Annotated in this window: 22 protein-coding genes and 1 pseudogene; 13 read left to right on the forward strand and 10 right to left on the reverse strand. The window is 62.7% G+C overall.

All coding sequences use genetic code 11. The features are described 5' to 3' along the window. Positions 1–107 precede the first annotated feature (107 nt). Positions 108–2,821, forward strand: a pseudogene (locus tag AC0YKC_RS21580) (bifunctional acetate--CoA ligase family protein/GNAT family N-acetyltransferase). Here the strand turns inward: AC0YKC_RS21580 and AC0YKC_RS21585 are convergent. Together AC0YKC_RS21585 and AC0YKC_RS21590 are read right to left on the reverse strand one after the other, a co-directional pair. Then, a complete protein-coding gene (locus AC0YKC_RS21585) occupies positions 2,802–4,361 on the reverse strand; it encodes a bifunctional aminoglycoside phosphotransferase/ATP-binding protein (RefSeq protein WP_488512473.1) in 1,560 nt (519 codons plus the stop codon). The pseudogene AC0YKC_RS21580 and the gene AC0YKC_RS21585 overlap by 20 nt on opposite strands. A 44-nt stretch (positions 4,362–4,405) precedes the next feature. Then, positions 4,406–4,786 (reverse strand): c-type cytochrome, encoded by a 381-nt coding sequence (locus AC0YKC_RS21590; RefSeq protein ID WP_320297246.1) that lies wholly within the window; start codon positions 4,784–4,786, stop codon positions 4,406–4,408. A 185-nt stretch (positions 4,787–4,971) separates the two neighbouring features. Between AC0YKC_RS21590 and AC0YKC_RS21595 the strand changes: the two genes are divergently transcribed. Further along, a complete protein-coding gene (locus AC0YKC_RS21595) occupies positions 4,972–5,808 on the forward strand; it encodes a universal stress protein (protein WP_434723532.1) in 837 nt (278 codons plus the stop codon). 234 nt (positions 5,809–6,042) lie between these two features. Here the strand turns inward: AC0YKC_RS21595 and AC0YKC_RS21600 are convergent, their stop codons facing one another. From AC0YKC_RS21600 to AC0YKC_RS21615, 4 genes are read right to left on the reverse strand one after another with little or no spacing between them, the layout of a single operon-like run. After that, the gene (locus AC0YKC_RS21600) at positions 6,043–6,216 is read right to left on the reverse strand and encodes a hypothetical protein (RefSeq protein ID WP_320297193.1); all 174 of its coding nucleotides are present in this window, start codon (positions 6,214–6,216) and stop codon (positions 6,043–6,045) included. Between the two features lie 31 nt (positions 6,217–6,247). Next, a complete protein-coding gene (locus AC0YKC_RS21605) occupies positions 6,248–7,375 on the reverse strand; it encodes a WD40 repeat domain-containing protein (protein WP_488512474.1) in 1,128 nt (375 codons plus the stop codon). Between the two features lie 12 nt (positions 7,376–7,387). Then, a complete protein-coding gene (locus tag AC0YKC_RS21610; RefSeq protein WP_488512475.1) occupies positions 7,388–7,711 on the reverse strand; it encodes a hypothetical protein in 324 nt (107 codons plus the stop codon). Further along, a complete protein-coding gene (locus tag AC0YKC_RS21615) occupies positions 7,711–8,166 on the reverse strand; it encodes a hypothetical protein (RefSeq protein WP_488512476.1) in 456 nt (151 codons plus the stop codon). Before AC0YKC_RS21615 ends, AC0YKC_RS21610 begins: the two co-directional genes overlap by 1 nt. A 580-nt stretch (positions 8,167–8,746) precedes the next feature. Between AC0YKC_RS21615 and AC0YKC_RS21620 the strand changes: the two genes are divergently transcribed. The 9 genes from AC0YKC_RS21620 to AC0YKC_RS21660 all read left to right on the forward strand — a co-directional run bounded on the left by AC0YKC_RS21620 (position 8,747) and on the right by AC0YKC_RS21660 (position 18,635). After that, positions 8,747–10,420, forward strand: a complete 1,674-nt coding sequence (locus tag AC0YKC_RS21620) for an aromatic/alkene/methane monooxygenase hydroxylase/oxygenase subunit alpha (RefSeq protein ID WP_320297189.1) — start codon at positions 8,747–8,749, stop codon at positions 10,418–10,420. Positions 10,421–10,520: 100 nt separating this feature from the next. After that, on the forward strand, positions 10,521–11,579 hold the full coding sequence (locus tag AC0YKC_RS21625; RefSeq protein WP_320297188.1) for an NADH:ubiquinone reductase (Na(+)-transporting) subunit F: 1,059 nt from the start codon (positions 10,521–10,523) through the stop codon (positions 11,577–11,579). Positions 11,580–11,631: 52 nt separating this feature from the next. Continuing rightward, positions 11,632–12,690 (forward strand): aromatic/alkene monooxygenase hydroxylase subunit beta, encoded by a 1,059-nt coding sequence (locus AC0YKC_RS21630; RefSeq protein WP_488512477.1) that lies wholly within the window; start codon positions 11,632–11,634, stop codon positions 12,688–12,690. A 17-nt stretch (positions 12,691–12,707) separates the two neighbouring features. After that, positions 12,708–13,076: an MmoB/DmpM family protein gene (locus AC0YKC_RS21635; protein ID WP_320297186.1), complete on the forward strand. Its 369-nt coding sequence runs from the start codon at positions 12,708–12,710 to the stop codon at positions 13,074–13,076. 83 nt (positions 13,077–13,159) lie between these two features. After that, on the forward strand, positions 13,160–14,182 hold the full coding sequence (locus AC0YKC_RS21640) for an amidohydrolase family protein (RefSeq protein ID WP_320297185.1): 1,023 nt from the start codon (positions 13,160–13,162) through the stop codon (positions 14,180–14,182). 5 nt (positions 14,183–14,187) lie between these two features. After that, a complete protein-coding gene (locus AC0YKC_RS21645) occupies positions 14,188–14,985 on the forward strand; it encodes an iron-sulfur cluster assembly protein (RefSeq protein WP_488512478.1) in 798 nt (265 codons plus the stop codon). A gap of 180 nt (positions 14,986–15,165) precedes the next feature. Continuing rightward, the gene (gene groEL, locus AC0YKC_RS21650) at positions 15,166–16,797 is read left to right on the forward strand and encodes a chaperonin GroEL (RefSeq protein WP_488512479.1); all 1,632 of its coding nucleotides are present in this window, start codon (positions 15,166–15,168) and stop codon (positions 16,795–16,797) included. 36 nt (positions 16,798–16,833) lie between these two features. After that, complete coding sequence (locus tag AC0YKC_RS21655; RefSeq protein ID WP_320297182.1) at positions 16,834–17,877, forward strand: NAD(P)-dependent alcohol dehydrogenase; 1,044 nt, start codon at positions 16,834–16,836, stop codon at positions 17,875–17,877. Between the two features lie 68 nt (positions 17,878–17,945). Continuing rightward, positions 17,946–18,635, forward strand: a complete 690-nt coding sequence (locus tag AC0YKC_RS21660; RefSeq protein WP_320297181.1) for an MIP family channel protein — start codon at positions 17,946–17,948, stop codon at positions 18,633–18,635. Between the two features lie 66 nt (positions 18,636–18,701). Here AC0YKC_RS21660 and AC0YKC_RS21665 read toward each other — a convergent pair whose 3' ends face one another. The 4 genes from AC0YKC_RS21665 to AC0YKC_RS21680 form a co-directional block, all read right to left on the reverse strand. Then, positions 18,702–20,780, reverse strand: coding sequence for a sigma-54-dependent Fis family transcriptional regulator (locus AC0YKC_RS21665; protein WP_488512480.1), 2,079 nt, complete (start codon positions 20,778–20,780; stop codon positions 18,702–18,704). 99 nt (positions 20,781–20,879) lie between these two features. Further along, positions 20,880–21,353 carry a hypothetical protein gene (locus AC0YKC_RS21670; protein WP_320297180.1) on the reverse strand — a complete coding sequence of 158 codons (474 nt, stop codon included), beginning with the start codon at positions 21,351–21,353 and terminating at the stop codon, positions 20,880–20,882. 278 nt (positions 21,354–21,631) lie between these two features. After that, a complete protein-coding gene (locus AC0YKC_RS21675) occupies positions 21,632–22,048 on the reverse strand; it encodes a MaoC family dehydratase (protein ID WP_488512481.1) in 417 nt (138 codons plus the stop codon). A gap of 91 nt (positions 22,049–22,139) precedes the next feature. After that, entirely contained in the window at positions 22,140–23,156 is a 1,017-nt protein-coding gene (locus AC0YKC_RS21680; RefSeq protein ID WP_488512482.1) for an aldo/keto reductase, read from the reverse strand. 159 nt (positions 23,157–23,315) lie between these two features. On the opposite strand from AC0YKC_RS21680, the gene AC0YKC_RS21685 reads away from it, so the two are divergent. Continuing rightward, positions 23,316–24,461, forward strand: a complete 1,146-nt coding sequence (locus AC0YKC_RS21685; RefSeq protein ID WP_488512483.1) for an acyl-CoA dehydrogenase family protein — start codon at positions 23,316–23,318, stop codon at positions 24,459–24,461. Then, entirely contained in the window at positions 24,458–25,240 is a 783-nt protein-coding gene (locus AC0YKC_RS21690; protein WP_434723522.1) for a 3-ketoacyl-ACP reductase, read from the forward strand. Before AC0YKC_RS21685 ends, AC0YKC_RS21690 begins: the two co-directional genes overlap by 4 nt. Positions 25,241–25,255 lie beyond the last annotated feature (15 nt).

A 25,255-nucleotide genomic window follows, 5' to 3' on the forward strand; every position in this document is an offset into this window, starting at 1 on the left:
TGGGACAGCGTCGCCGTAGCTAACCGCCAGGGGCCGGATGACGCTTTGATCCAGCGCAATGATTGCCCGGCGCCTTCGGTGAATGTGGCGGCAGGGAGTTTTCCAGAATGACAATCCGAAATCTTGAGTACGCGGTCTCACCGAAATCCGTCGCTGTCGTCGGCGCCAGCGAGCGCGTTGGCTCGGTCGGTCGCGTTATCTTCGACAACATCGTCAGCGGCGGATTCGAGGGGGAAATCTGGCCGGTTAATCCCAAATACTCGCAGGTGGTCGGCCATCAATGCTATGGGAGGATTGCCGATTTGCCGGGCGTTCCCGATCTGGCCGTGATCGTGACACCTCCAGAAACCGTTCCCGGCATCGTGCGAGACTTGGCTGGGAAGGGGACCCGCGCCGCGGTCGTCATCACCGCGGGGCTCAATCACAAAAACGGTCTGCGCAAGGCGATGCTCGAAGCGGCCAAACCCTCGCTCATGCGCATCATCGGACCGAATACGGTCGGGCTGATGATCCCTCCAGCCAAACTCAACGCGAGTTTTGCCCACATGGCGGCTCGACCCGGGAACATTGCCCTGATTTCGCAGTCAGGTGCGATTGCTACGTCCCTGATTGATTGGGCGGCTGAAAACGATGTCGGCTTTTCGAGGATCATGTCCCTGGGCGACATGGCCGATGTCGACGTCGGCGACTGCCTCGACATGTTGGCAGGCGATTTTCACACACGAGCCATCGTGATGTATCTCGAAACCATACCTAATCCGCGCAAGTTCATGTCGGCGGCTCGGGCGGCGGCGCGGCTCAAGCCGGTCATCGCGATCAAGCCTGGCCGCCACGAACAAGCAGCCAGGGCGGCGGCGACCCATACCGGCGCGCTTTCGGGCGCGGACAGGGTGGTGGACGCCGCCTTGCGCAGGGCAGGGGTGCTGCGTGTGGATGACCTGGCCGAATTGTTCGATGCCGCTGAAACGATCGCACGGTATTCTCCGCTCGAGCGAGCGCGCGTCGGCATCGTCACCAATGGCGGCGGCGCAGGCGTCCTCGCGGTCGACAAGCTGATCGATCTTGGAGGTGAGTTGGCCGCGCTTGCGCCATCGACGATAGAGCAGCTCAACCGCGTGCTGCCGTCGACCTGGTCGCATGCAAACCCCGTCGACATTGTGGGTGACGCCGCCCCGGCACGATATGGGAAAGCGCTCGAGGCCATCGCGGCAGATCCGGAAACGGATGTCATCCTTGTCATGAATTGCCCGACGGGGCTCGGTTCCTCGTCCGACGCCGCCAGGAAGGTGGCAGAGCTTGGGGATGGAGGCGAGATCGGAAGCAAACCCCTCCTGGCGTGCTGGCTCGGCGAGCGCACCGCGAACGAAGGCAGGCGCATCCTCACGGAAGCCGGCATTGCGAGCTTCGAAACGCCGGAGGATGCGGCGATCGCCGCATCCTATCTCAGCGAATGGTCGCGAGCCCAGCGGGCGCTCCTGCGTACGCCCGCGAGCCGGGCTGAAGACCAGGCTGCCGGCAAGGCATCGGCGCTTGCCATCTTCCGGCAGGTGGCCAGCGAAGGGCGGCGCATGCTGACGGAGCCGGAAGCAAAAGCGGCAATTGCCGCTTACGGCATCGCTGTGCCGAGAACCATTGTTGCAGAATCTGTCTCTGAAGTGGCGCAGGCAGCCGGCCAGCTTCTCGAAAACTCCGAAAGGGTGGTCGTCAAATTGCTGTCGAAGGTGGTCTCACACAAGTCGGACGTCGGCGGCGTAGTCCTCGACATTGCGACCGCCGACCAGGCCGCAGAGGCCGCCCTGTCGATCGCCAGACGCCTGCGCACGCAGTCGCCAGGGACGAAGGTGGACGGCTACACCGTGCAAGCCATGGTCGTGCGCAAGCATGCACAGGAACTCATCTTGGGCGTGAACCTGGACCCGATGTTTGGCCCGGTCATTCTGTTCGGCGCCGGCGGCACAGCGGTCGAGATTGTGAACGATACCGCGATCGCCCTGCCGCCGCTTGACGACGTGCTGGCCGGAGACGTGATCGACGCGACCAGAATAAGCCGCCTGCTTATCGGCTATCGCGATCGCAGGCCAGCCAATCGAGGCGCGATTGTCGCCGCGCTGAACGGCCTGTCGCAAATGATCGTCGACTTCCCTTGCCTGGTTTCCCTCGACATTAACCCGCTGCTGGCCGACGCCGAAGGCGCGATTGCGCTCGATGCCCGCATCGAAATCGACCCCCGACGGGTGGATGAACCGGCGCCGAACCCGGCGCTCGCCATAAGGCCCTGTCCGTCGGGATGGAGCCGCGATCTTCTGGCGGATGGTATGACCTTTCACATCCGGCCAATCATCCCGGCGGATGTAGCGCTTTACCCTGCTTTCCTGGCAAAGATTTCACCCGACGACCTGAGGTTGCGGTTCCTGTCACTGCGGAAGAACTTCCCGGACCAGATGCTGAAGCGGCTCACCCAGCTGGACTACGATCGCGACATCGCCTTTGTCGCGCTTGAAAAGGACACGGGAGCGCTGGCAGGAATCGGCCGGCTTTCCTGCGATCCCGATCACAGAAGCGGCGAATATGCGCTGCTGGTACGATCGGACCTGCAGGGCCATGGCCTGGGATGGGGTCTGCTGAAGCAGGTCATCGACTATGCAGAGCTGAGCGCGTCGATCGCATCGAGGGCACAATCCTCAACGAAAACCGCAAGATGCTCACAATGTGCCGGGAGTTTGGATTCTCGATCGCCCACCACCCCGACGAGCCGGGTCTGTCCGTAGCAACCCTGGAGATCAGTTATGTTCCGGTCAGCTCTAAGATCCCGTCTTCCTGAGGCTGGCTACGGAAGAGGCGGTGCCCTCAACCAAGGCCATCATCTCCGCGGTGATTTGGCCCACCTTACGGTCCGCCTCGATCTTGTGCCAGGTCAACGGACCGGCATTACGCTGTAATTGGCGCGACAGGATATCGACCGTGGCATCGGAGGGGCCGCCCTTGCGCTCGCTGACCCGGCGCCAAAGTACCGACGGATCGGCAACCAGCCAAAATCCCGCAAACGGGACATTCGCCTCACTCGCGGCGCGCTCGATCCTGTCGCGGTCCTCCGGTTTGTCGAATACGGCGTCGGCGACGGCGGAGCCGCCTTCGGCAAGGATCAACTGCGCGAGCCAGGCGATCTGGCGATAGACGCGTTCGGACACGCCGGGACGGTAGGCCTTGTCCGGCAGCTTGGTCTCGGCAGGGACGCCATGCATGGCCTTGCGGATGCGATCGCTCTCGACGATCCGCGCACCGGGCGGCGCTCCGATTTGGGTAGCGATCGCTTCGGCTATCGTCGTCTTGCCCGAGCCGCTCAAACCGCCGATTGCAACGAGCCGAGGCGGCGTTTCGGTCAGCAGGGCTTGCGCGAGTTGGAAATAGGATCGCGCTTCGGCAATCAGCTTTGCAGAGTCCTGGCTGCCCTCCTCGACCTGCGTCGCTGTCACGTGAGCGCGCACCGCCGCCCGCACCGCCATGAAGAACGGCAGCAGGATGAAGCCGTCTTCGTCATCGGCGTCGTCGAGATAGCGATTCATCATCAGGTTGGCGAATTGTGGAAAACCGCGATGCCATAGATCCATCAGCAGGAATGCGAGATCGTAGAGGACATCGACGGTAGCGATCTGATCATTGAACTCGATGCAATCGAACAGGCGAGGCTCGCCATCGAAGACGCAGATGTTGCGCAGATGCAAGTCGCCATGGCAGCGGCGGACCCGGCCTGACGCCTCGCGCCGGTCAAGCAGGCTGGCATGGCGGGCGAGGGCGTCGCGAAACGCCGCGGTGAGCGTTTCGATTTCCTGTCCATCGAACACGTGGCTTGTCGCAAAGCCGGCAGAATTGATTTCAAGCACGCCGCCGATATTCGCCGACCCGCTGCCGGCATGGATCACGTCGGCACTGCGGTGGTATTGCGCAATCATGCGCGCCACGCCCGTCATCAGTGCGGCTGTCAACTTCCCCGCGGCAGCCATGCGATCGAGGAGGTTCGATTGATCGAAGCGAACCATCTCAATAACGGCGTCAACCAGTTCGCCCGATCCATTCAAGGCAAGCCTGTCTCCTGCGCGTGTGATGCGGTGGACATCGAGATAGAGACCGGGCGCCGTTCTGGAGTTCAACTCCACTTCCTTTTCGCACGCCATGAGCCGCAACTCCGGCGTCGAAAAGTCGACATAGGGCAGCTTGACCGCCCGCTTCATCTTGAATGCGCGTTGGCCGACAAGGAATATCCGGGAAATGTGGGTTTCGATCGCCTCGACAGGACCAGCCTCGCCATAGGTGGCGGGGTCCTTCAGCATGTCGATCACGACGTCTTGGTTCTGAACGATCATCGCATGCGCCTTGACTTTGGTTGCATCGTCCTTCGGCTTGCCAGCTAGCGCTGAAGCGTCTGGACGTAACCTGCGAGGTTTTGAATGCGTTCCGTGGTTACGGCCTCCCCGCCATAGGGCCCGTACTTCTTCACATCGTCAGGCAGGAACTGATTGCCCCAGACCGGCATGTCGCGCTCGCCATGCTCGGGCACTAGGCCGCGGCCGTCGATCGTCGCGTAGACCCGCCAGTAGGGAAATTCACCGCCATTGCGCGTTGTCAGCGTCGTCAAATTCGCCGGGCGCTTCCGCAATACGTCGGCCATTGGTCCGTCGCCCCTGCCGTCCACGCCGTGGCACACGGCGCAGGAGTTCAGATATTCCTGCTCTCCATTGCTCATCTGCTGTGCCGCCGCGGCGCTCAGCGTCAGCGCCAAGAAACCCATCGTCGTCCCGAATCTCATTTGATCCGCCTCCAACCATCAGGTCAGGCTAAGGCCTGTCGCGCGCGCATACGTTGACCGGGATCAAACTTGAGAAGCGATCGGTTTGATTCAGCGCAAGGACGGTTTCCGACCACCTGGCTACGGCTACGTCCTCCATCAAGCTTCCCGGACAAGGAGACGCCGCTATGCCATTCAAGACATTGCTCACGGTTACAGGGGCCAATCAGGGAGATGATGATCTGAAGCTCGCCACGGGCCTGTGCGAAGAAATCAATGCCCATCTCTCGGTGCTTGTCCTGGTGATCGCGGCGCCTCCCTCTGGCGGAGCATATGCCGAGGTGGTTTCGCCGGTCTGGCTCGCGGAGCGAGAAGCCGAAATGGAAATGCTTCAGAAGCGGAATTCGGCTGTCTCCAAAATGCTGTCGGCTAGCCCGGTATCGACGGACCTGAGTGATGACTACCCGGACCATGCCTGGGCAGATGAGGTCGTTGGCCGGCGCGCGCGTTACGCCGATATAACCGTCCTTGGCCCAGACTTGCTAGCGAGCCAGACGCTCAAGGAGAAAGTCATCGAAGGCGCGCTGTTTTCGTCTGGGAAGCCAATTCTGCTCGTCCCCAAAGGGGCGTCCGCGACGTTGAAACCCAAACGCGTCCTCGTCGCATGGGACGCCAGCCTGGAAGCGTCGCGCGCCGTGCGAGAAGCGCTCGACATCCTTTCAGGTGCCGAGGAGGTGCGGGTCGTCATGGTCGACCCGATCGAGGACGAACGGCACCATGGCGCGGAACCCGGGGCGGACGTGGCAACCTACCTGTCCCGCCATGCCGTGAAAGTCGCGGTGGATCGTCTGCCAAGCTCGAACCGTTCCATCGCCGAGGTTCTTCGCCAGCACGCCGTTGACACTGGCGCCGAGCTCATGGTCATGGGCGCCTACGGCCATTCCCGGCTGCGGGAGAGGATTTTCGGCGGCGTGACCAGGTCTGTGATCGAGGGCCCAAGGCTTCCGGTTCTTATGGCTCGTTGAAAAGATTCTTCACCAGAACCGGTGAGTTCTCCCGGGCGGATTCGTCGTTCGAAAACCGCCTCGGGTGTTGAGCCGACGACCCTGGTGTGTATCCCCGGGTCAGTTGCCCCTTCGCATCCGAGCAGCAGGACCCGGCTCGACGTGTCGAGCCCTCGCGGCCAGGCCCAGCAGCATGCCAACAGCTCTGCCAGGATGTGCCTTGAGGGCGCGCCGGGTCAAGGGCGCATCGGCAATTCAATTGGTCTTCAGCGGACCCGCCCGGTTTTCGGCGATCCACCTTGCAGCCAGCACCAGCGCTCCCATGCTGAAATCCTTGCCATGCTTGGCCACCATCTCTTGCGACAACTTGGCAAGGCGTTCGAAAAATTCATCCTTGCTCTTTTCCTCTGCAGTGAGCTCGGTTTGCATTCCATCCTCCTGTTGTCGGGTTTCGCCCTGGCTATTTGAACAGCATTGCCGGGAAGGTGACGATCGCGGCCGTTCCATCCACCATGCCCACAGCCAGGTGCTGTCCATCGCCGGACCAGGCCAGCGCCGTGATCGCGCTGCCTGAAAATTTCACGACGAGCTCGTCACGCGAGCCGATCTGGGCGACCGTGATCCGGCCGTTGGCGTAGCCGGCGGCGATAAGGTTCCTCACCGGATGCGCCGCCATTGTCTCAACAGGAACAGCTGCCGCACGACCCGTTTCCAGCGCGCCGGAAGCTGCATGCTCAAATGGCGGGGCAGCCATTGACCAGCCGGCAATACGGAAGGCGCCCGATGCAAACAGCGTGTTCTCTTGCGCGCTCCAGCACACCGTGCGCACGGGCTCGGGAAAGCCGCCGACCACGCCCGATCGGCCATCTGCCAGGCGCACAAGGCCAAAGCCTCCTGTCTCAAGTCCGCAGGCCAGCCATGAGCCGTCGTGGCTCCAGCGGATGGAAGCTGGGCGTGAGGGCGTGGAAAATTCGTTTGTCAGCTCGGGACCGCCGTCGACCGCCCAGATCGACAGGCCATTGCCGGAATCGAACGCGAGCCGTTTCGCGTCCGGCGAGAACGCGATTGCGTGTGTCGATGAGGGCACAGCCTGGCGCAGCCTTACCACTTCATCATTGGCGCGCGATAGGAACACATCATGTCCATCGCTGACGGCTGTCATGGCTTTCGGGGCACTATGGGCGATGGCGAGGATCGGCCCGTCGATCTTGATCGGCGTTGGCGCAATCTCGCCGTCGGATGCCAAATGCGAGGCTTGCCCGGCACTCGTACCGACGAGGAAGCCGGAACCGTGACAAACGACGATGGGGACATCGCCGTCCCCAAGCGCTGCGGAGGCGATCAAAGGTGCCGGCGGCTTCTCGCGGGGCCGGATCGTCGTCTGTCCGAGATCGCCGCTGACCCGGATCCTCGACTCCGGCGGTTCCTGATCCGCCACCTGGCCGATTGCGACGGATCCGTCCACGGAGGTGAATGCAACGGCGGAGCCATCGACGCTGAAGCACACATCGGCAACCGCGGCCGGGCGCCGCCAGCTTCGCGCCAGCAGGTCGAACAGCGCCAGGTTCTGCGTCGTTTGCTGGTTCACGGCTTGCCTCCCCTAATCGCTCGTTGCCTCGGCGAGCGCGCAGTCGACATCCGCGACCTTGCCCTCGATTGCCACGATGCGTTCCTCGCTTTCGATGCATGCCTGCCTCATGGCCTCGGCACTCTCTTCAGCGTCATGCAAATCCCGCACCAGTTCAGCGCTGCCGCCGTGCCTGCCGATTTCGAGCTCCAGGCGCAGCACCTCCATCTGGATGCCGGAGAGCTTTTGATTGAGCCGCTGTGCTTCGGCGGTGAGCTCCGAGATTTCGGCGACGAGAGCCAATCGTCGAGCGACCAGCGTGGCCAGTCCAGCATCGTGTCTCGTGCCGCCGCTCATCACTTTTTCTCGGCTGGTTTTTCGAAAGCGGACAGCAATACCGGCAGACCGCCTACCTGTGTCTGGAACTGCTTTTCGGCGGTTTCGATATGGCTCTTCAGTTGATCCCATATGTCGACGCGGATCATGGACGTGGTGTCGCCGGTAAGATGCTCGATCTCGGCGATGCGAAACTGGCGCGATAGCGATACCCCGGAAAACACGAAGTCGCGCAACAGGATCGCGTGGCTTTCAATGAACAGATGGATCATTGGATGCGTCTCCGTGGTGACGCCGCTGGCGGCAAGCTCGGCCCGGATGAAATCCTGGAAATGGCATTGCAGACGGTGCTGGCTCTCACCCATGAATCGCATGACGAAAACGAGGTCGCTCGGCATCAGTCTCACGAGCTCGGCGGTCACGTCGTCCGGTTGGCTTGGCCGGGGAAGGCCTGGGCTGTCATTGTCGCTTGGCATCGTCTTTCCCGGCATTGCCTCCCGTCCGAGATCGGTCATCAAATCGAGATCGGTATCAAATAGTGTATGAAATAGTCGAAATGAATAGACGCAGATTATTTTATTTATACCGCGTTTGCTAAGAGTATATATTGCAACGCACAATGCCGTACAAATATTACATATGTAATATACAACTGTAAAATATCGTTACAGTCATCCGGATGTTTGCTGGGGAGGGCCAGGGCGGTCTCCGCCCAGGCGCTGCTCATAGGCCCGATTTTCAAACTGGCACGGCGTTTGCTTTACCCATTTGCATAAGAAGCCCATCGCGTTCCGACGCGGTGCCAAAAGAACGAAGGACCGGAGGAAGCCGCAGCACACGCGCTTCGACACGCCCATCGCAAGATGCGACTGGGGTGTCGCAGCGCCTCCGCAGCCCACCTCGAGAACCTTTGCCGCGATCCACTTGAATGGCTGGACCCTGTGTCGCGCCTGAAGGCGCAACCCTTTGTCATGCCGTTCGCAAACTCACTGGCGGCGTTGTGTGCCGTCTCATGCCCTGGATCGAGGGATCCATGGCTCAACCTGGTGGAGGCTTATGACGATGTCGTCGTTGACACTTAACAAGATTACCTCGCAGCGCGGTATTTCCGTGGGCGAGGCGACCAAGAAGATTTCCGACCTCGGTTGGAACCCGACCTATGTCCAGGAAGCGATGACGTTTCCGACCGACTACAAGATCGCCAAAGCGCCGCGCGATCCGATGAAGCAGGTGCTGCGCTCCTATTTCCCCATGCAGGAGGAAAAGGACAATCGCGTCTACGGCGCGCTCGACGCCGCGCTTCGCGGCGACATGTTCCGCAATGTCGAGCCGCGCTGGGTGGAGTGGATGAAGCTCTTCCTCGCCATCATTCCCTTCCCGGAAATTTCCGCCGCCCGCTCGATGGCGATGGTGGCGCGGCTGGCGCCCGGCGAGGACCTCAGAACCGGCTTCACCATGCAGATGGTCGACGAGTTCCGCCACTCCACCATCCAGATGAATCTGAAGAAGTGGTACATGGAGAACTACATCGATCCGGCGGGGTTCGATATCACCGAGGAAGCCTTCGGCAAGTGCTACGCGACCACGATCGGCCGCCAGTTCGGTGAAGGCTTCATCACCGGCGACACCATGACGGCCGCGTGCATGTACCTGACCGTCGTCGCCGAGACGGCGTTCACCAACACGCTCTTCGTCGCCATGCCTTCGGAAGCCGCGCGCAACGGCGACTATGCGCTGCCGACCGTGTTCCTGTCGGTGCAGTCCGACGAGAGCCGCCACATCGGCAACGGCCACTCGCTGCTGATGGCCGCGCTGAAGGAGCCGGAGAACCACCTGCTGCTGGAGCGCGACATGCGCTACGCCTTCTGGCAGAACCACGCCATCGTCGACGCCGCGATCGGCACCTTCATCGAATACGGCACCACCAACCGCGACAAGAACAAGGAGTCCTACGCGGAGATGTGGCACCGCTGGATCTACGAGGACTACTACCGCACCTACATGCTGCCGCTCGAGAAATACGGCATCAAGATCCATCACGACGATGTCCAGGCGGCCTGGGAGCGCATCACCAAGAAGAACTACGTCCACAAGGTCGGACAGTTCTTCGCTGTCGGCTGGCCGGTCAACTTCTGGCGCATCGAGGCGCAGACCGACAAGGACTTCGAGTGGTTCGAGCACAAATACCCAGGCTGGTATGCCGAGTTCGGCGACTTCTGGAAATGGTACGCCAAGCTCAGCCACAAGGGCGAGAAGGTGCTGCTGTTCAACAGCGACGTCGGCTACGTCTATCCGCATCGCTGCTGGTCCTGCCTGGTGCCTTGCCTGATCCGCGAGGACATGGTGGTCGACGAGATCGACGGGCAGTTGCACACCTTCGCCCACGAGCTCGACCGCTGGACCGCCGTCGAAGCCTTCGCCGACGAGTATCAGGGCCGTCCGACGCCCGCGATGGGCCGCTTCAGCGGCAAGCGCGAATGGGAGACGCTCTATGACGGCTGGGATCTCGCCGACGCGATCAAGGATCTCAACTTCGTCCGTTCCGACGGCAAGACGCTGATCCCGCAACCGCACCTGCGCTTCGGCGCCGACGAGCAGTGGACCCTCGACGACGTGCGCGGCAACATCCTCGGCTCGCCGCTCAAGGCACTCCGCGGCATGTCGCCGGCAGACCGCGAGAAGCATCTGGCCGAATATCGGGCGGGCTTCACCATCACGCCCATCAACTGACCATCCGAGCGCGGGGGCCGGGTTCCGGCTCCCGCGACATTCCAGAAGAAGGCCATCTCCTGTCCTGCGGACGGGCCGGAGAGGAATTGGGAGGTTATCGATGACTGGTGCTCACACGGTGCGCCTGGAGCCGGTCGGCGTCGAGTTCGAGGTCGAAAACGGCGAAACGGTCCTGAACGCGGCTTTCCGCCAGGGCATCGCGCTGCCGCATGGCTGCAAGGAAGGGCAATGCTCGGCCTGCAAATGCGTCCTGCTCGAAGGCGAAGTCGACATGCTGAAATACTCGACCTTCGCGCTCAACGACACGGAGAAGGAGAGCGGCCACGTCCTGCTGTGCCGGTCGATCGCCTATTCCGACATGCAGGTCGAGCTCCTCAACTACGACGAGGAGGTTCTGGCGAAATCAATCGCGGTGAAGACGTTCAAGGGCCGGATCTCGAAGTTCGAGCATCTGACCCACGACATCCGAGGCATCGAGATCGAGCTCGCGTCGCCGATAAAATTCTGGGCTGGCCAATATGTCGACATCACGGTCACCACGCAAAAAGGGGAGACGATTACGCGCTCGTTCTCCATGGCAAATACGCCGGACGAAACCCAAAAGCTCTCCTTCATCATCAAGAAATATCCCGAAGGAAAGTTCTCCGGAGAGCTCGATTCCGGAGGCATCCGCGTCGGAGCCGAGGTCACCGTCGTCGGACCCTATGGCACCTGTTTCCGGCGGGAAGAACGGCAAGGTCCCCTGATCCTGGTCGGCGCCGGCTCCGGCATGTCGCCGGTATGGTCGATCCTCAACGATCACCTGAAGAGCGGCGAGAAGCGGGACGTCTATTTCTTCTATGGCGCGCGGACGCCCGGCGACCTGTTCTATCTCGACAGGATCGCCGAGCTTGCCGGCCGCCACCCGGAGCTGAACTTCATTCCCGTTCTCTCGCACGTCAACGGCGAGGCCTGGGACGGTGAGCGCGGCTTCGTCCACCAGAGCGTCGACGCCAAGCTCAAGCAGCTGGCGGTCGACGGGCAGGGCGACGTCTATGCCTGTGGTCCGCCGCCCATGATCGATGCGCTGCAGCCCGTGCTGTTCATGAACGGCTTCGAGACCGAACGGATCTTCTTCGACCGGTTCACCACATCGTCCAACGCCGCCCCGGCCCATTGAGGCGGGCCGGAGCGACAACATCAGAGTAACTGCAACAAAGGGAGTGAAGACAATGGTAGCAACGTCGAGTTCAGTAGGATCGGGAGCCGCGGGAGCCGCGATCTTCGCCGATTCGGACAGCCGCAAATATCGGTACTTCGATCCGAAAGGTCAGCGTGCCACCCACTACGAGGACGTCACGGTCGACGTGCAGCCCGACCCCGAGCGCTACCTGATCCAGGACTGGATCATCTCGTTCTCGAACGGCAAGGGCGCCTACATCAAGGACAACACTGCCGCCAAGAGTTCGAACTGGCATGCCTTCCGGGCTCCCGACCAGGAGTGGGAACGCACGCACTACCAGCGCCAGTCGAAGATCGAGACGATGGTGCAGAGCGTCATCACCAATGCCCGCCGTGCTGGCGCGCCGAAGACCTTCGACAAGGTCTGGGCCAAGCTTCTGCAGGCGCATCTCGGGGCATGGAAGCACGCCGAGTTCGGCCTGGGCACGTCGCTCATGCAGGCGCAGCGCTACGGCTACACGCAGATGATCAACAATGCGACGCTGACCAACTCCTCCTACAAGCTGCGGCTCGCACAGGACATCACGCTCTACCTCGCCGAGATCGGCATGGACATCGCCGGCTGGGACGACGAGCTCGGCAAGAAGCACTGGCTCGAGGACGGCGTGTGGCAGGGCACCCGCGAGGCGGTCGAGACCATCATGGGCACGGCCGACTATCTCGAGCAGTATTTCGCCATCAACATCGTGTTCGAGCCGCTGGTCGGCGAGTTGTTCCGCTCCGGCTTCCTCATGCAGGCGGCGGCGGCCAACCACGACTTCATCACGCCGCCGGTGATTTCGGCGGCCGAAGCCGACTACGAGCGCAACCTCGCCAACACCATCGACCTGATCTACCTGCTCGCCAACGACGAGAAGCACGGCGCGGCCAACAGGAAGCTGTTCCAGGGCTGGGCGAACAAGCACGGCGCGCTCGCCGACAAGGCAGCCACCGGCCTCCAGCCGATCTGGTCGATGCCGCATTCCAAGCCGGTTTCCTTCACCGACGTTCGCGCCCAATCCGAGGAACGGATCGGCCGGATCCTCGGCGAACTCGGCCTCAAGCGCTGAACAGGGGAGAAAAGATCATGTCAGTAGCAGCACGCGACGCCTCGCAGTCCAACATCTTCAAGGCGATGAAGGACATCACCTTCGAACAGACGATCTCGCACCAGTGCGGCGTCACCATGAACGACTCGGTCGAGGCCCGCGCCATCGCCGAATTCATGGGCAAGAAGCCGGGGGTCACAGTCACCTATCAGCCGGCCATGATCCGCATCGACGGCAACGGCAAGCTGATCTTCAAGATGGACGAAATCAGCGAGTATCTCGGCCGCGATATGACCGCCGAGATCTTCGAGGTCAACACCTCCACCCACTACGGCCGCATGGTGCGCATCGACGACAACACCGTGATCCTGTTCGGGAACATGGACGAGGTCTTCGAATACATCTGAGGAAGCCCCGGCGCGCTGCCTGGCGGCGCGCCGGCACCCGTCAACACGACGCCCCATCAACATGACGACTGCGGAGGCAAAAAATGTACAGGACACCTGAAGGCAAGGACATCTTCGTGGTCGACGGCCACACCCATTTCTGGGACGGCAGCCCGGAAAACCAGAAGAACATCCACGGCAAGCAGTTCATCGACTGCTTCTATGCCTATCACACGGGCCTGAGCCCGAAGGAACAGCTCTGGGAGAAGGGCAAGTTCGAGAAATACAGCGCCGACGATCTCTATCGCGACCTGTTCATCGATGGCCCGGACGACGTGGCGATCGTCCAGTCGACCTATCTGAAGGATTTCTACAAGAACGGCTTCAACACGATCGAGCGCAATGCCGAGGTCGCCAAGCGCTATCCGGAGCGCTTCATCGTCAACGGCGCCTTCGATCCGCGCGATGGCGAGAAGGCGCTTGAGTACATCCACTTCCTCAAGGAGACCTACAACGTCAAGGGCGTGAAGATGTACACGGCCGAATGGAATGGCGCCTCCAAGGGCTGGAAGCTCACCGACCCCGACGCCTACAAGTGCTTCGAGCTGTGCGAGAAGCTCGGCATCAAGAACATCCACGTCCACAAGGGCCCTACGATCATCCCGCTCAGCAAGGATGCCTTCGACGTGCATGACGTCGACCATGCGGCGACGGATTTCCAGGGCCTCAACTGGATCATCGAGCATTGCGGCCTGCCGCGCCTCGACGATTTCTGCTGGATCGCGACACAGGAAACCAATGTCTATGGCGGCCTGGCGGTGGCGCTTCCCTTCATCCACTCGCGCCCGCGCTACTTCGGCGAGGTCATCGGCGAATTGCTGTTCTGGATCGGGCCGGAGAAGATCCTGTTCGGCTCCGACTACGCGATCTGGACGCCTCGCTGGCTGGTCGAGAAATTCTGGGCCTACCAGATCCCGCAGGACATCGCCGCGGAACGCGGTGTGCAACTGACCGACGAGATCAAGGAGAAGATACTCGGCCTGAACGCCGCGCGTCTCTACAACATCGACATCGAAGCGAAGAAGAAGGCGCTGGCAAGCTCGCCTTTCAGCATCGCGGCGGAGTAGAGGCCATGGCAACCGCCAGTGTTTCCGACAGCCGCGAGAAGGAACTCTGGCGGCGCCTTGGCGAGGTCAACGACCCGGAACTCGACGAGCCGATCACCGAGATGGGCTTTGTCGAGCGGGCCGATATCATCGGTGACGGCGGCGTGGAGATCGACTTCCGCCTGCCGACCTACTGGTGCTCGCCCAACTTCGCCTTCCTGATGCTCGACGGCGTGCGCAAGGCGCTCGACCAGCTCTCCTGGTCGCCCGCCTATCGTGTCAGGCTGCACGATCACATGTTCGCCGAAGAGGTCAATCGCGGCATCGAGGAAGGCAAGACGTTCGGCGACATATTCGCCGGGCTCGCCGGCGATGAGGATATCGGCGCGCTGCGCGAGACCTTCAGCATGAAAGCCTTCAAGCGGCGCCAGGAAGCGGTGCTGCTGAACTTGAGAAGGCAAGGGCTGACGGATCGCGAGATCCTCGGCATGGACCTTGCCGCATATGATGCAGCCCGGCTCGGGCTCGGCGACGCGGCAAGGCAGAAGGCGAGATACCGGGCGGCGCTGGTCGAGCGCTTTCCGGCGCGGAGGCAGGGCGATCCGCTGTTCGTCACGTGGGAGGGGCAGAAAATCTCGCCCATGGCCCTCGATGCCTATCTCGCCGAACTGCGCAGCGTGCGCGTCAACATGGAGTTCAACGGCGCGCTTTGCCGTGGGCTCAAGCAGACCAGATACAAGGAGCTGGACGTGATCGACGGCGAGCCGACGCTGGTCGACTTCATCATGGACCGCGTGCCGGAGCGAAGCGCGCCGGCCACCTGATGCATGTCGCCCAAAAGTGCGCAGCGGTTTTGGGAGAACGACATGCATCAAAACAAAAGACTTAGAGCGCGCCGCCTGAATCCGTTTCTGCGCGACGCGCTTTAAGCAGAACCGAAGCAACGGCCTCCCTCGCACGAGGCCCCTAACCAACAACCCGCCCGTAAGGCGGAAGGAGGAGTCATGCCCAAAATTATGCTTCACAATTCCGAGGCCCGCCGTGCGCTGGCGCGTGGTGTCTTTCGGCTCGCCGCGGCCGTCGAGCCTACGCTTGGTCCCAAAGGCATGAATGCCATGATCGACCGGCCGATCGGCACGCCGATGGTGACGCGCGACGGCGTCAGCATCGCCTCCGAGATCGAGCTCCACGATCGCTTCGAGAATATGGGCGCGCAGGTCGTGCGCGAAGTCTCGATGCAAACCAACGAGGTCGCCGGCGACGGCACGACGACCGCCATCGTGCTCGCCAACGCGCTGATCCAGGGCGGCATCGCAGCGAATGAGCGCGGCGCGAAATCCGTCGATCTGTGCAAGGGCATCGAGCTTGCCGTAACGGCGGTTGTGGATGCTCTCAAGGCTTCGGCCAAGCCCGCCAAGGGCAATGGCATTCTCGCCTCCGTCGCCAACATCGCCGCGACCGACGCCAAGCTCGGCGCGCTGGTGGCGGAAGCGCATCAGCGCGTTGGCGCCGAAGGCGTCATCACCACCGACTTCAGCGTCACCACCGAGACCACGCTCGACGTTGTCGAAGGCATGTCCTTCGATCGCGGCTACCTCTCGCATCACATGGTCACGGACCAGGAGAAGATGGAGGCCGTGCTCGAGCGGCCCTTCATCCTGATGACCGATCTCAAGATCAAGGAGCCGCAATCACTAGAGACCGCGCGTCGCATCGCTAAGGAGGCCGGCCGGCCGCTCTTGATCGTGTCCGAGGAAGTGTCGCCCGAAGTCGTCGTCACACTGCTCGGCAAGCAGGGGCCTGGCAAATACCTCATCGTCCATCCGCCGGAATACGGCCATTGGCGCAAGGCGATGATGGAGGATCTGGCGATCATCACCGGTGGCAGGGTGATAGCGCGCGATCTCGGCGGACGACTAGAGGACATCACGGTCGACGATCTCGGGACCGCCGACCGGGTGAAGACCAGCTCGTCATACACCTCGATCATCCGCGGCGGTGGCGACCATAATGCGATCGCCTCGCGGCGCGCCCAGGTGCAGCGGCAATATGAAGCCGCGCCCCCGAACATAGAGCAGGACAAGCTGCGCGAGCGCCTGGCCAAACTCTCCGGCGGCACCGCGATCCTCTATGCCGGCGGCGTCACGCCGGTCGAGCAGAAGCGGACCATCCAGCTGATCGAGGATTCGCTGAACGCGGTGCGCGCGGCCTCCGAGGAGGGCGTGGTCGCCGGAGGCGGTTCCGCGCTCGCCCAGATCGCGCCGCTGCTCGACAAGGTGGCGGCCGGTGTCGATGGCGACATCGCCGAAGGCGTGCGCCTGGTGCGCTCTGTGCTGACGCGGCCGCTGTGGCGCATCGCCGTCAATGCCGGCGCCGATCCCGAAGCGGTGGTGGCCGAGGTGACGCGCATCAACGGCGGCTACGGCTACAACGCGTCCGCCGGCAGCTACCAGAACATGTTCGAAGCCGGGATCATCGATCCCGTCCGCGTCACCTACACGGCGCTCGCCAACGCGGCGTCCGTGGCGACGCTGATCCTGACCACAGAGACATTGATCGGCGATCTTGCCGAGGACGAGGACCCGACCGCCGGGCCGGCGCTCGGCGGCGGCGCGGAAAAGCTTGGCCGCGCCTGACGCGGCATTCACCGAACGATTTGAAAGGACACGACGATGAAAGCTGCCAGACTTTACGAATACGACCCGAAAATGAACGTGAAGCTCAAGATCGAGGATGTCGCCGCACCGACGATCACCGCCCCGGACGAGGTGATCGTGCGCGTCGGCGCCGCCGGCTTGTGCCGCACCGACCTCCATATCATCGAAGGGGTGTGGAAGCCGACCATGGATCCCGACGGCAGCCTTCTGCCCTACATCATGGGGCACGAGAATGCAGGCTGGGTCGAGGAGGTCGGCAGCGGCGTCAGGTCGGTCAAGCGCGGCGATGCCGTGATCTGCCACCCGTTCCGCTCCTGCGGCATCTGCCTCAACTGCCGCCATGGCGAGGACATGTACTGCGACAACGGCCAGTTCCCGGGCCTCGGCATGAACGGCGGCTTCGCCGAATACTTCATCACCAGCGAGCGCTCGCTGATCAAGCTCAACGCCAATGTCACGCCGATCGAGGTGGCGCCGCTGGCCGACGCCGGCATCACCGCCTACCGGGCAGCCAAACGAGCGGCGAAACTGCTCCGGCCGGGGAGCTATTGCGTGCTGCTCGGTATCGGTGGGCTCGGCCATATCGCGCTGCAATCGCTGCATGCGATTTCCGGCTGCCGCATCATCGCCGTCGATCGCGAGCCGGCGGCGCGCGTGCTGGCCAAGGATCTCGGCGCCGACTTCGTGCTCGATGGCGGGCCGAACGTCGTCGAGGAGGTCAAGGCGATCACCGGCGGCGGCGCCCATGTGGTCATCGACTTCGTTGGCGAGCTCGGCGTCGAGAACATCTGCTGGAAGATGGTCCGCAAGGGCGGCCAGTTGTTCGTGGTCGGCTATGGCGGTTCGGTCAACGTGCCGACCGCGCATCTGGTCATCGAGGAGATCAACATCGGTGGTAGCCTGGTCGGCAACTTCACCGAGCTTGTCGAACTGATGGAGCTCAACGCCGACGGCAAGGTGAAGATGCATTACACCGAGTACAACCTCGCCAGCATCAACACCGCGCTCGACGACTTCAAGAACCGGCGGTTCACCGGTCGCGGCGTCATCGTTCCCTGAAAAATCCTGGACCGGATGCGGTGTGGAAAAGCGCCGCCGGTCCAGATCGTCACTACCTGGAGAGGAAAATGAACAAATACATCTGTGAATTCGTCGGGACCTTCGCGCTGGTGTTCTTCGGTTGCGCGACGGTTCTCTTCATGCGCGCCGAAGTGGGGCTGCTGGGCGTCGCCATGGCGTTCGGGCTTTCGGTGGTCGCGATGGCCTATGCGATCGGACCGATCTCGGGAGCCCACCTCAATCCGGCCGTCAGCCTCGGCTTCTTCGTCTCCGGCCGGATGAAGCCGAACGATCTGATCGGCTACGTCGTCGCGCAATGTCTGGGGGCGATCGTCGCATCGGCGGTCCTCTATGTGATCGTGGAAGGGAAGGGCGGGGGCTACGACGTCGCCGCGAACGGTTTCGCCCAGAACGGCTGGTCGGCCTATTCGGCGACTTCGGCGTTCCTGTTCGAGGCGGTTGCCACTTTCCTGTTCCTGCTGGTCATCCTTCGCGCCACCGCGGAAGGTGGCGCGGGTCCTCTGGCCGGGCTGGCGATCGGCCTGACGCTCGTCATGATCCATCTCGCCGGCATCGCGGTGTCCGGATCTTCGGTCAATCCCGCCCGCTCGCTCGGCCCGGCGCTGTTTGCCGGCGGGACGGCGCTGTCGCAACTCTGGCTCTATATCGTCGCGCCATGCCTCGGCGCCGCCGCAGCCGGACTGGCCCTGCGCGGCGGCGTGATCGGTTCCGGCGAACAGGCGCCGCAGCCTGCCTGATCGGCCGCCGATCCAAATACCAATCCCATGGCGCGAATGCCATGGGATTTCCTTTTTTGCGGCTGCTCAGACGAACCCGCGTCGGATGCCGTACTGCTCGAGCTTGCGGTAGAGTGTCGGCCGGGAAATGCCGAGCCTGAGGGCGACTTTGCTCAGGTTCCCACCCTCCGCCGCAAGCGCGTTCCTGATCGCCTGCCGCTCGGCATCCTCGAATGTGCAAACCGGTGCCTCAAGCATGGCCACGGGATTGTCGCTGCGCATGGTTGTGTCGCTACCGTATCCCGTCGTGATTTCCCACGGGAGATCCTGGAGGTCGACGCTGCTGTTGCGCGCCAGAATATGCAGGCGCTCCATCAGGTTTTTCAGTTCGCGCACGTTGCCCGGCCAGCGATAGGCGAGCAGCGCGTCGAGCGCGCGGCTTGAAAACTGCAGCGGATCGCTGCCGGCCTTGGCTGCGATCTGGCGGTTGAAATGCTCGACCAGCAACAGCACGTCCTCGCCGCGTTCGCGCAGGGCGGGGACACGGATCGAAACGGCCCCAATGCGGTAGTAGAGATCGCTGCGGAAGCGACCCGCCGCGACTTCCTGCTTGAGATCGCGGTTGGTCGAGGCGACCAGGCGGACGTCTACCGGCCGCCCCCTGCTGTCGCCGATGCGGTGGACCACACGCTCTTCCAGCACGCGCAGCAAGAACGGCTGGATCTCGAGCGGCAACTCACCAATTTCGTCGAGGCTGAGCACGCCACCACTGGCTTGTTCGAAAACGCCTGCCTTGCCGTCACGTGAGGCGCCGGTAAAGGCGCCAGCCACGTGGCCGAACAATTCGCTGCCAAACAGCTCCCTGGTGATGGCGCCGCAATTCAAGGCTATAAACGGATCATTTTCCGAGCGGCCGCTGCCGGCATGGACAAGGCGGGCAAACAGCTCTTTGCCTACGCCGGTTTCGCCTTCTATCAGCAACGACGTCACACCGCTCGACCGGGCCACGCGGCAGGCGACGTCGATGGCGGCCAGCAGCGTCTCGCTTTCGCCGACGATCATCGACGTCGCTGCCTGCAGCCGTTTGTTCGTCTCGCGGTTGATCGCCGCCACGCCCGAAACGATTGGCGCGGCCGGGAACACCAGGGCCGCACCACTGAGGTTGCCGTCCAGCTTCAGCGGTGTGATGTGGCAAGACCGCAGATGCGCCGGGAGCGCCTTGGCGAGATCGCTGTTGGAACCGGACGCCGGCAGGTTCATGAGCCAGCGACCGCGGCCCGGCTCCATCGGGCCGTCCGTCATCTCGGCTGCGTCGCCATTGGGCACGTTGTTGCAGAAGATCGCCCGGCCACGGTGGTCGACGATCACCAGCCCGTCTTTGCCGCGGTAACCGGGTGCGGAGGAAATGAAGGCTTCGAGCAGGCGGGTGCGCTGCTCCTGCTGTTGCTCGGCCAGTGCCTTTTCGATCTGCCTGGCTGTGGCGGCGACAAGCGCGGTGTTGTGGGGACGGAAGATCGGCGAATAGCCCGACAGGTCAACGACGCCGACGATCTTCCCATCCAACGGGTCGCGGATCGGCGCGCCGGCGCAGGTCCAGCCCTTAATGCCAGCGCAGAAATGCTCGGCCGCGTGGACGAAGATAGGTTCGCCGGTCCAGAGCGCTGTGCCGATGCCGTTGGTTCCGACTGCGCCCTCGTGCCATTTGCCGCCGATAGCGAGATGGATGTCCATGCCATCATGCAGGGTCTTCTTGTCGCCGATAGCGTTGATCAGCACGCCTTCGCTGTCGGCGAGCACCAGCATCGCTCCTGTCCCTTCCAGCAGCGGGCCAAGAGAGGCGAACGGCCGCCGCGCCGCCGAAAGCAACTCGGCGTTGGCGCGCGTCAGATACTCGATCTCGTCGCGGTTGCTGTTGAGGGGCGCTTCGACGCCCTGCGCATTTATCCCGCCGGTAGCGCTGCGGGACCAGGAATCGTGAATCAACGAGCGGACCTGGACCGGATCGCGCGCGCATTTCGGAGGATCGGACAGGAAATTTTCCCAGGCGCGCATGGTGGCGCGCTCGTCATAGTCGATGGCGTCCAGTACCAGCTGTCCGGTGGCCGTCGGCGCACGCGCCGGAAGTGCTCCGGTCTTCATCTGGTTGGTATCGATCCCGCGTTTCATTCAGCCATCACAGAACCTTTGGGGGCACGGTATTTCTGTATGCTGTCGTGCTGCAGTCTCGCGAGCCAGGCGCGCCTGATAGTCGGTTCGCAAGATGCGTTAGGCGATGCCGAGTTTCAATCCAATGTCGGCGGCAAGCTGTTCTTCGGTGTAGGACGCCGCGAGCCGTGACCCGTCCAGGCCGGCAAGCGCTTGTGCGATGGTTTCGTCGACCGGCGAGAAATATCCGTTCTGCTTGGTCGCCAGGACGAAGACCTGCTCGCCGCCCCGGTTGCGGACATCGCCGATATGGTGAAGCTGGCGGCTTGTATTCCGGTCCACCGAGATCACCCTGCCATTGAGGGTGACGCGGATGGATGGCTCTGCCTCGGCGGCTACCGGTGAACCACCGCCGACATGGATTATCAGGCCTTCGGCTTCCGGTTTCTGGCGTGGTTTCCTGGACGCCGAATAGCCGCCGCCGCTGATCTGGTCGGCAAGGCGTACGATCGTCGAGCGGTTCTGTTCGATCAGCCGCTTGACCTGAACATCCTCACGCCGCGGGCCATCCCGCTTGGAGATGATTTCGACCATGAATCCTCCCAGATTCACCCGCCTTCTTCGTGCTCGGGTCGTATCTTCTTCTGACCTACACGACTTCGGCGAGGCTCGCCATTCGTTTGTTGGCTAGCACAGAAAATCGCGCAGCAGGTAGCAGGCGGCTGCTACAGGTCGCTCCAGACGGTCGACCATCTCGCCATCGATCTTCGCGAACCCTTCCGACCGTGAGCCGGCACGAACAGCGACCAGACAGGGTCATGAAGCTCACCATTGGGCCGTGGCCTTGACCGTTACATGTCCATCGGATGCCCTCACTTCCATTTCCATCTCGCCCTTTCCACGAGCCGTTCCGCTCGTCCCGCCGGCATCGGCACGGCGATCCGCTTGCCGTCCGGCAACTCGACCTCCTGGTTGCGAACGACGAAACGCAGGCGAAGGATCGCACGGGCTGGGTTATGAGTGGTGCGCTTGTCCGCGACCTTTACCCCGGCTTTGATAGTGTCGCCAGCGAGCACAGGGGCTGAAAATCGCCATGTCCAACCGAGCGAGGCTACCGCCCGAAACCGGGCAATGGCATCGTTCTTCAGCCCATCGACAAGAGACAGCACAAGCAGGCCATGCGCTACACGGGCAGGGAAGCCGTGCCGCAGGGCTGCCTCGTCGCTCATATGGATTTCGAACCGGTCACCGGTCATTTCCGCAAACGCCTCTATGACGGCGGCTGTCACTTCTTGGACGGCGTTTCGAAATGGTCGCCGACCTCAACGTCTTCGTTGCTCAGCTCGAAGCCTGTGAGCGATTTCCCTTGAGCGTCGGCGCTCACGCCGGCACCGGAGCGTCTTGCCGCAACAGCCCGCTCTTCTTCAGGTCTTGCCAGAACTCGCCAGGGATAGGGTAACTGAACCAGGCCAGGTTCTGCTCGAGTTGTTGGACGGTACGAGTGCCGGCGCAGAAGGACGGGATGGCCGGGTGCGCGACCACGAACTGCAAGGCGGCGGCCGGCAGCGGCACGCCGTGCGCGCGGCAGACGTCTTCGATTTTCGCCACCTTTTCCACGATATGCTTTGGCGCGGGTGAATAATTGTACTTGGCGCCTGGAATGGCACCCGTGGCCAGGATGCCGGAATTGAAGCCTCCGCCAACCAACACCGCCGCGCCGCGTTCGACGCAAAGCGGCAGGAACTCGTCGAGGGCTTCCTGTTCCAGCAACGTGTAGCGGCCTGCCAGCAGGAAGCAGTCGAAGTCGCGCTGCTTAAGGGCCTCGTGGCAAACCTGCCATTCGTTGACCCCAACGCCGATCGCCTTTACGGCGCCTTCCGAACGCAGTTTCTCCAACGCCCGCCAGCAGCCATCCATGGCCTGCCGGAAGACCTCCGGCTGGTCGACTCCACGGGTGAACCGATCGATGTCATGGATGAAAAGCATGTCGATGTGTTCAAGCGCCAGGCGCTGCAGCGAATCCTCGACCGATCGCATGGTGCCGTCGTAAGAGTAATCGAAATTCATGGTGTTCGGCGCTGCGTTCGACCACGGTGCGAAGTCGATCTGCGAGCGCTTTGCGGGCTTGAGGACCCGGCCGACTTTGCTGGCAAGGACGAACTCGTCGCGCTTCTTCCACCGAAGCGAATACCCGGCCCGCAGTTCCGAAAGGCCGTGGCCGTACATCGGTGCGGTGTCGTAGAAGCGCACGCCCGCGTCCCAGGCGGTCTGGATCATGGTATCCGCGGTCAGCTCGTCTATGGGCTGAAGGAAATTGCCGATAGGAGCGGTCCCGAACGCGAAGGCCGTAACGTTGAGGCCGGACCGGCCGAATACGCGCTTGTCAGACGGCTTCATGATATCCTCCCTTAGTAACCATCTGGTTATTTATATTCAAGTTCGGGCAGCGTCGCAAGCACTTGTAGCGGCAACGCAACGCGATGCGAAGTCCGCCGCTTGACGCAGGCGGCGATTCCAGCATAGTAGTAACTAGATAGTTACATAAGGAGGTCGGCCGTGCCGCTGAGTGAAACGCAGCAGCAGGTGCGCGAGATGGCGCGCCAGTTTGCCGAGGATGTCATTCGTCCGGTTGCCGAGGCGCTTGATCGGGATGAGCGCTTTCCAGGCGAGATATACGAGCGGATGGGTGAGCTCGGTCTCTTCGGCATCGGCGTCCCGGAGGTCATGGGCGGCCCTGGCTTCGACACGCTTACCTATGCGCTGGTGATGGAGGAACTGTCGCGCGGCTATGCGTCCGTCGCCGATCAATGCGGGCTCGTCGAACTGATCAGCACCTTGCTTGTTCAGCATGGCACCGAGGCGCAGCGGCAGCAGTGGCTGGGGCCTGCCATGCGCGCCGAGAAGAAGGCTGCCTACTGCATCACCGAGCCTGAAGCCGGCACCGATGTTTCCGGGATACGCACCACCGCAAGGCGCGACGGGGAGGGGTGGCGACTGAACGGCGGCAAGATCTGGATCCACAACGCACCGGTCGCCGATGTCGGTTTCGTGTTGGCGCGCACCGACAAGGATGCGGGCCGTCGTGGCATGTCGATCTTCATCGTCGACCTGCACGCCAAGGGAATAGAGCGCGGGCCGAAGGAACATAAGATGGGTCAGCGGGCCAGCCAGGTCGGCGCGCTCAATTTCAACGACGTCGTTCTGGGTCCTGAAGCGCTGCTCGGAGAAGAAGGCCGCGGCTTCCACATGATGATGAGCGTGCTTGACAAGGGGCGCGTGGGCATTGCCTCGCTGGCTGTCGGCATAGCGCAAGCGGGGCTCGAGGCAGCGGTCGACTATGCCCAGCAGCGGCGTCAGTTCGGCAAGCCGATTGCCGACTTCCAGGGCGTGCAATGGCTGCTTGCCGACATGGCGAAGGACATCGAGGCGGCTCGTCTGTTGGTGCGCAGCGCCGCCGAGAAGATCGATGCGGGGGAGAATGCAACAAAGGCCTGCTCGATCGCCAAATGTTTTGCGGGAGACATAGCCGTGGCGCGCACCGCCGATGCCGTGCAGGTCTTCGGCGGCTCCGGCTACATACGCGGCTTCGAGGTCGAGCGCCTCTATCGGGACGCCAAGATCACGCAGATTTATGAAGGCACGAACCAGATCCAGCGCATGATCATCGCCCGCGAGCTTCTCAAGCACGGAGCCCGGGCGTGACAACGGGATCGCGCCATGCGGCGTTCGTCACGGGATCGAGCCGCGGCATCGGGCTGGCGGCGGCATTGGAGCTCGCCCGGCGCGGATTCGGCGTGGCGCTCAACGGTCCGGCCGACGACGAGGAGCTGAAATCCGCCGAAGCCGCGGTCGCGGCGCTGGGCGTTCCGGTCGCGCGTGTCGCCGGCGACGTCGCCGATCTGGGCGTGCACGAAAGCATGCTTGACGCCGCCGAGGCCGTTGTCGGGCCCCTGTCGACACTGGTCAACAATGCCGGCGTGTCGGTCATCTCACGTGGCGACCCGCTCGATGTCACGGAAGAGAGCTATGATCGCTGCCAGGCAATCAACACAAAGGCGCAGTTCTTCCTGTCGCAGCGCTGGGCCAGGCGGTTGGTCGCCCGCAGGCGCGATGACGGCCGCTTCTACAGCCTGATCAACGTCTCTTCCTCCAATGCCACGGCGGTGGCGGAGCCGCGCTCGGAGTATTGCGTGTCGAAGGCCGGATCCGCCATGGTCAGCCAGGTCTTCGCGGTCCGCCTTGGCCGCGAGAACATAGCCGTCTACGACATCAGGCCCGGTCTGATCGAGACGGCCATGACCAGGGCGGTCAGCGAAACCTACCGCCGCCGCATCGACGAGGAGGGGCTGACATTGATCCGCCGCCTCGGCAAGCCGGAAGATGTCGGTCGCGTCATGGCGACGCTTGCTGCGGGCGACCTGCCATACACGACCGGGCACGTCATTGCCGTCGACGCGGGCATGTTGGTGCCGCGGTTTTGACTGCGGCGCCGCCAG

This window comes from Mesorhizobium sp. CNPSo 4661 (genome assembly GCF_057784215.1).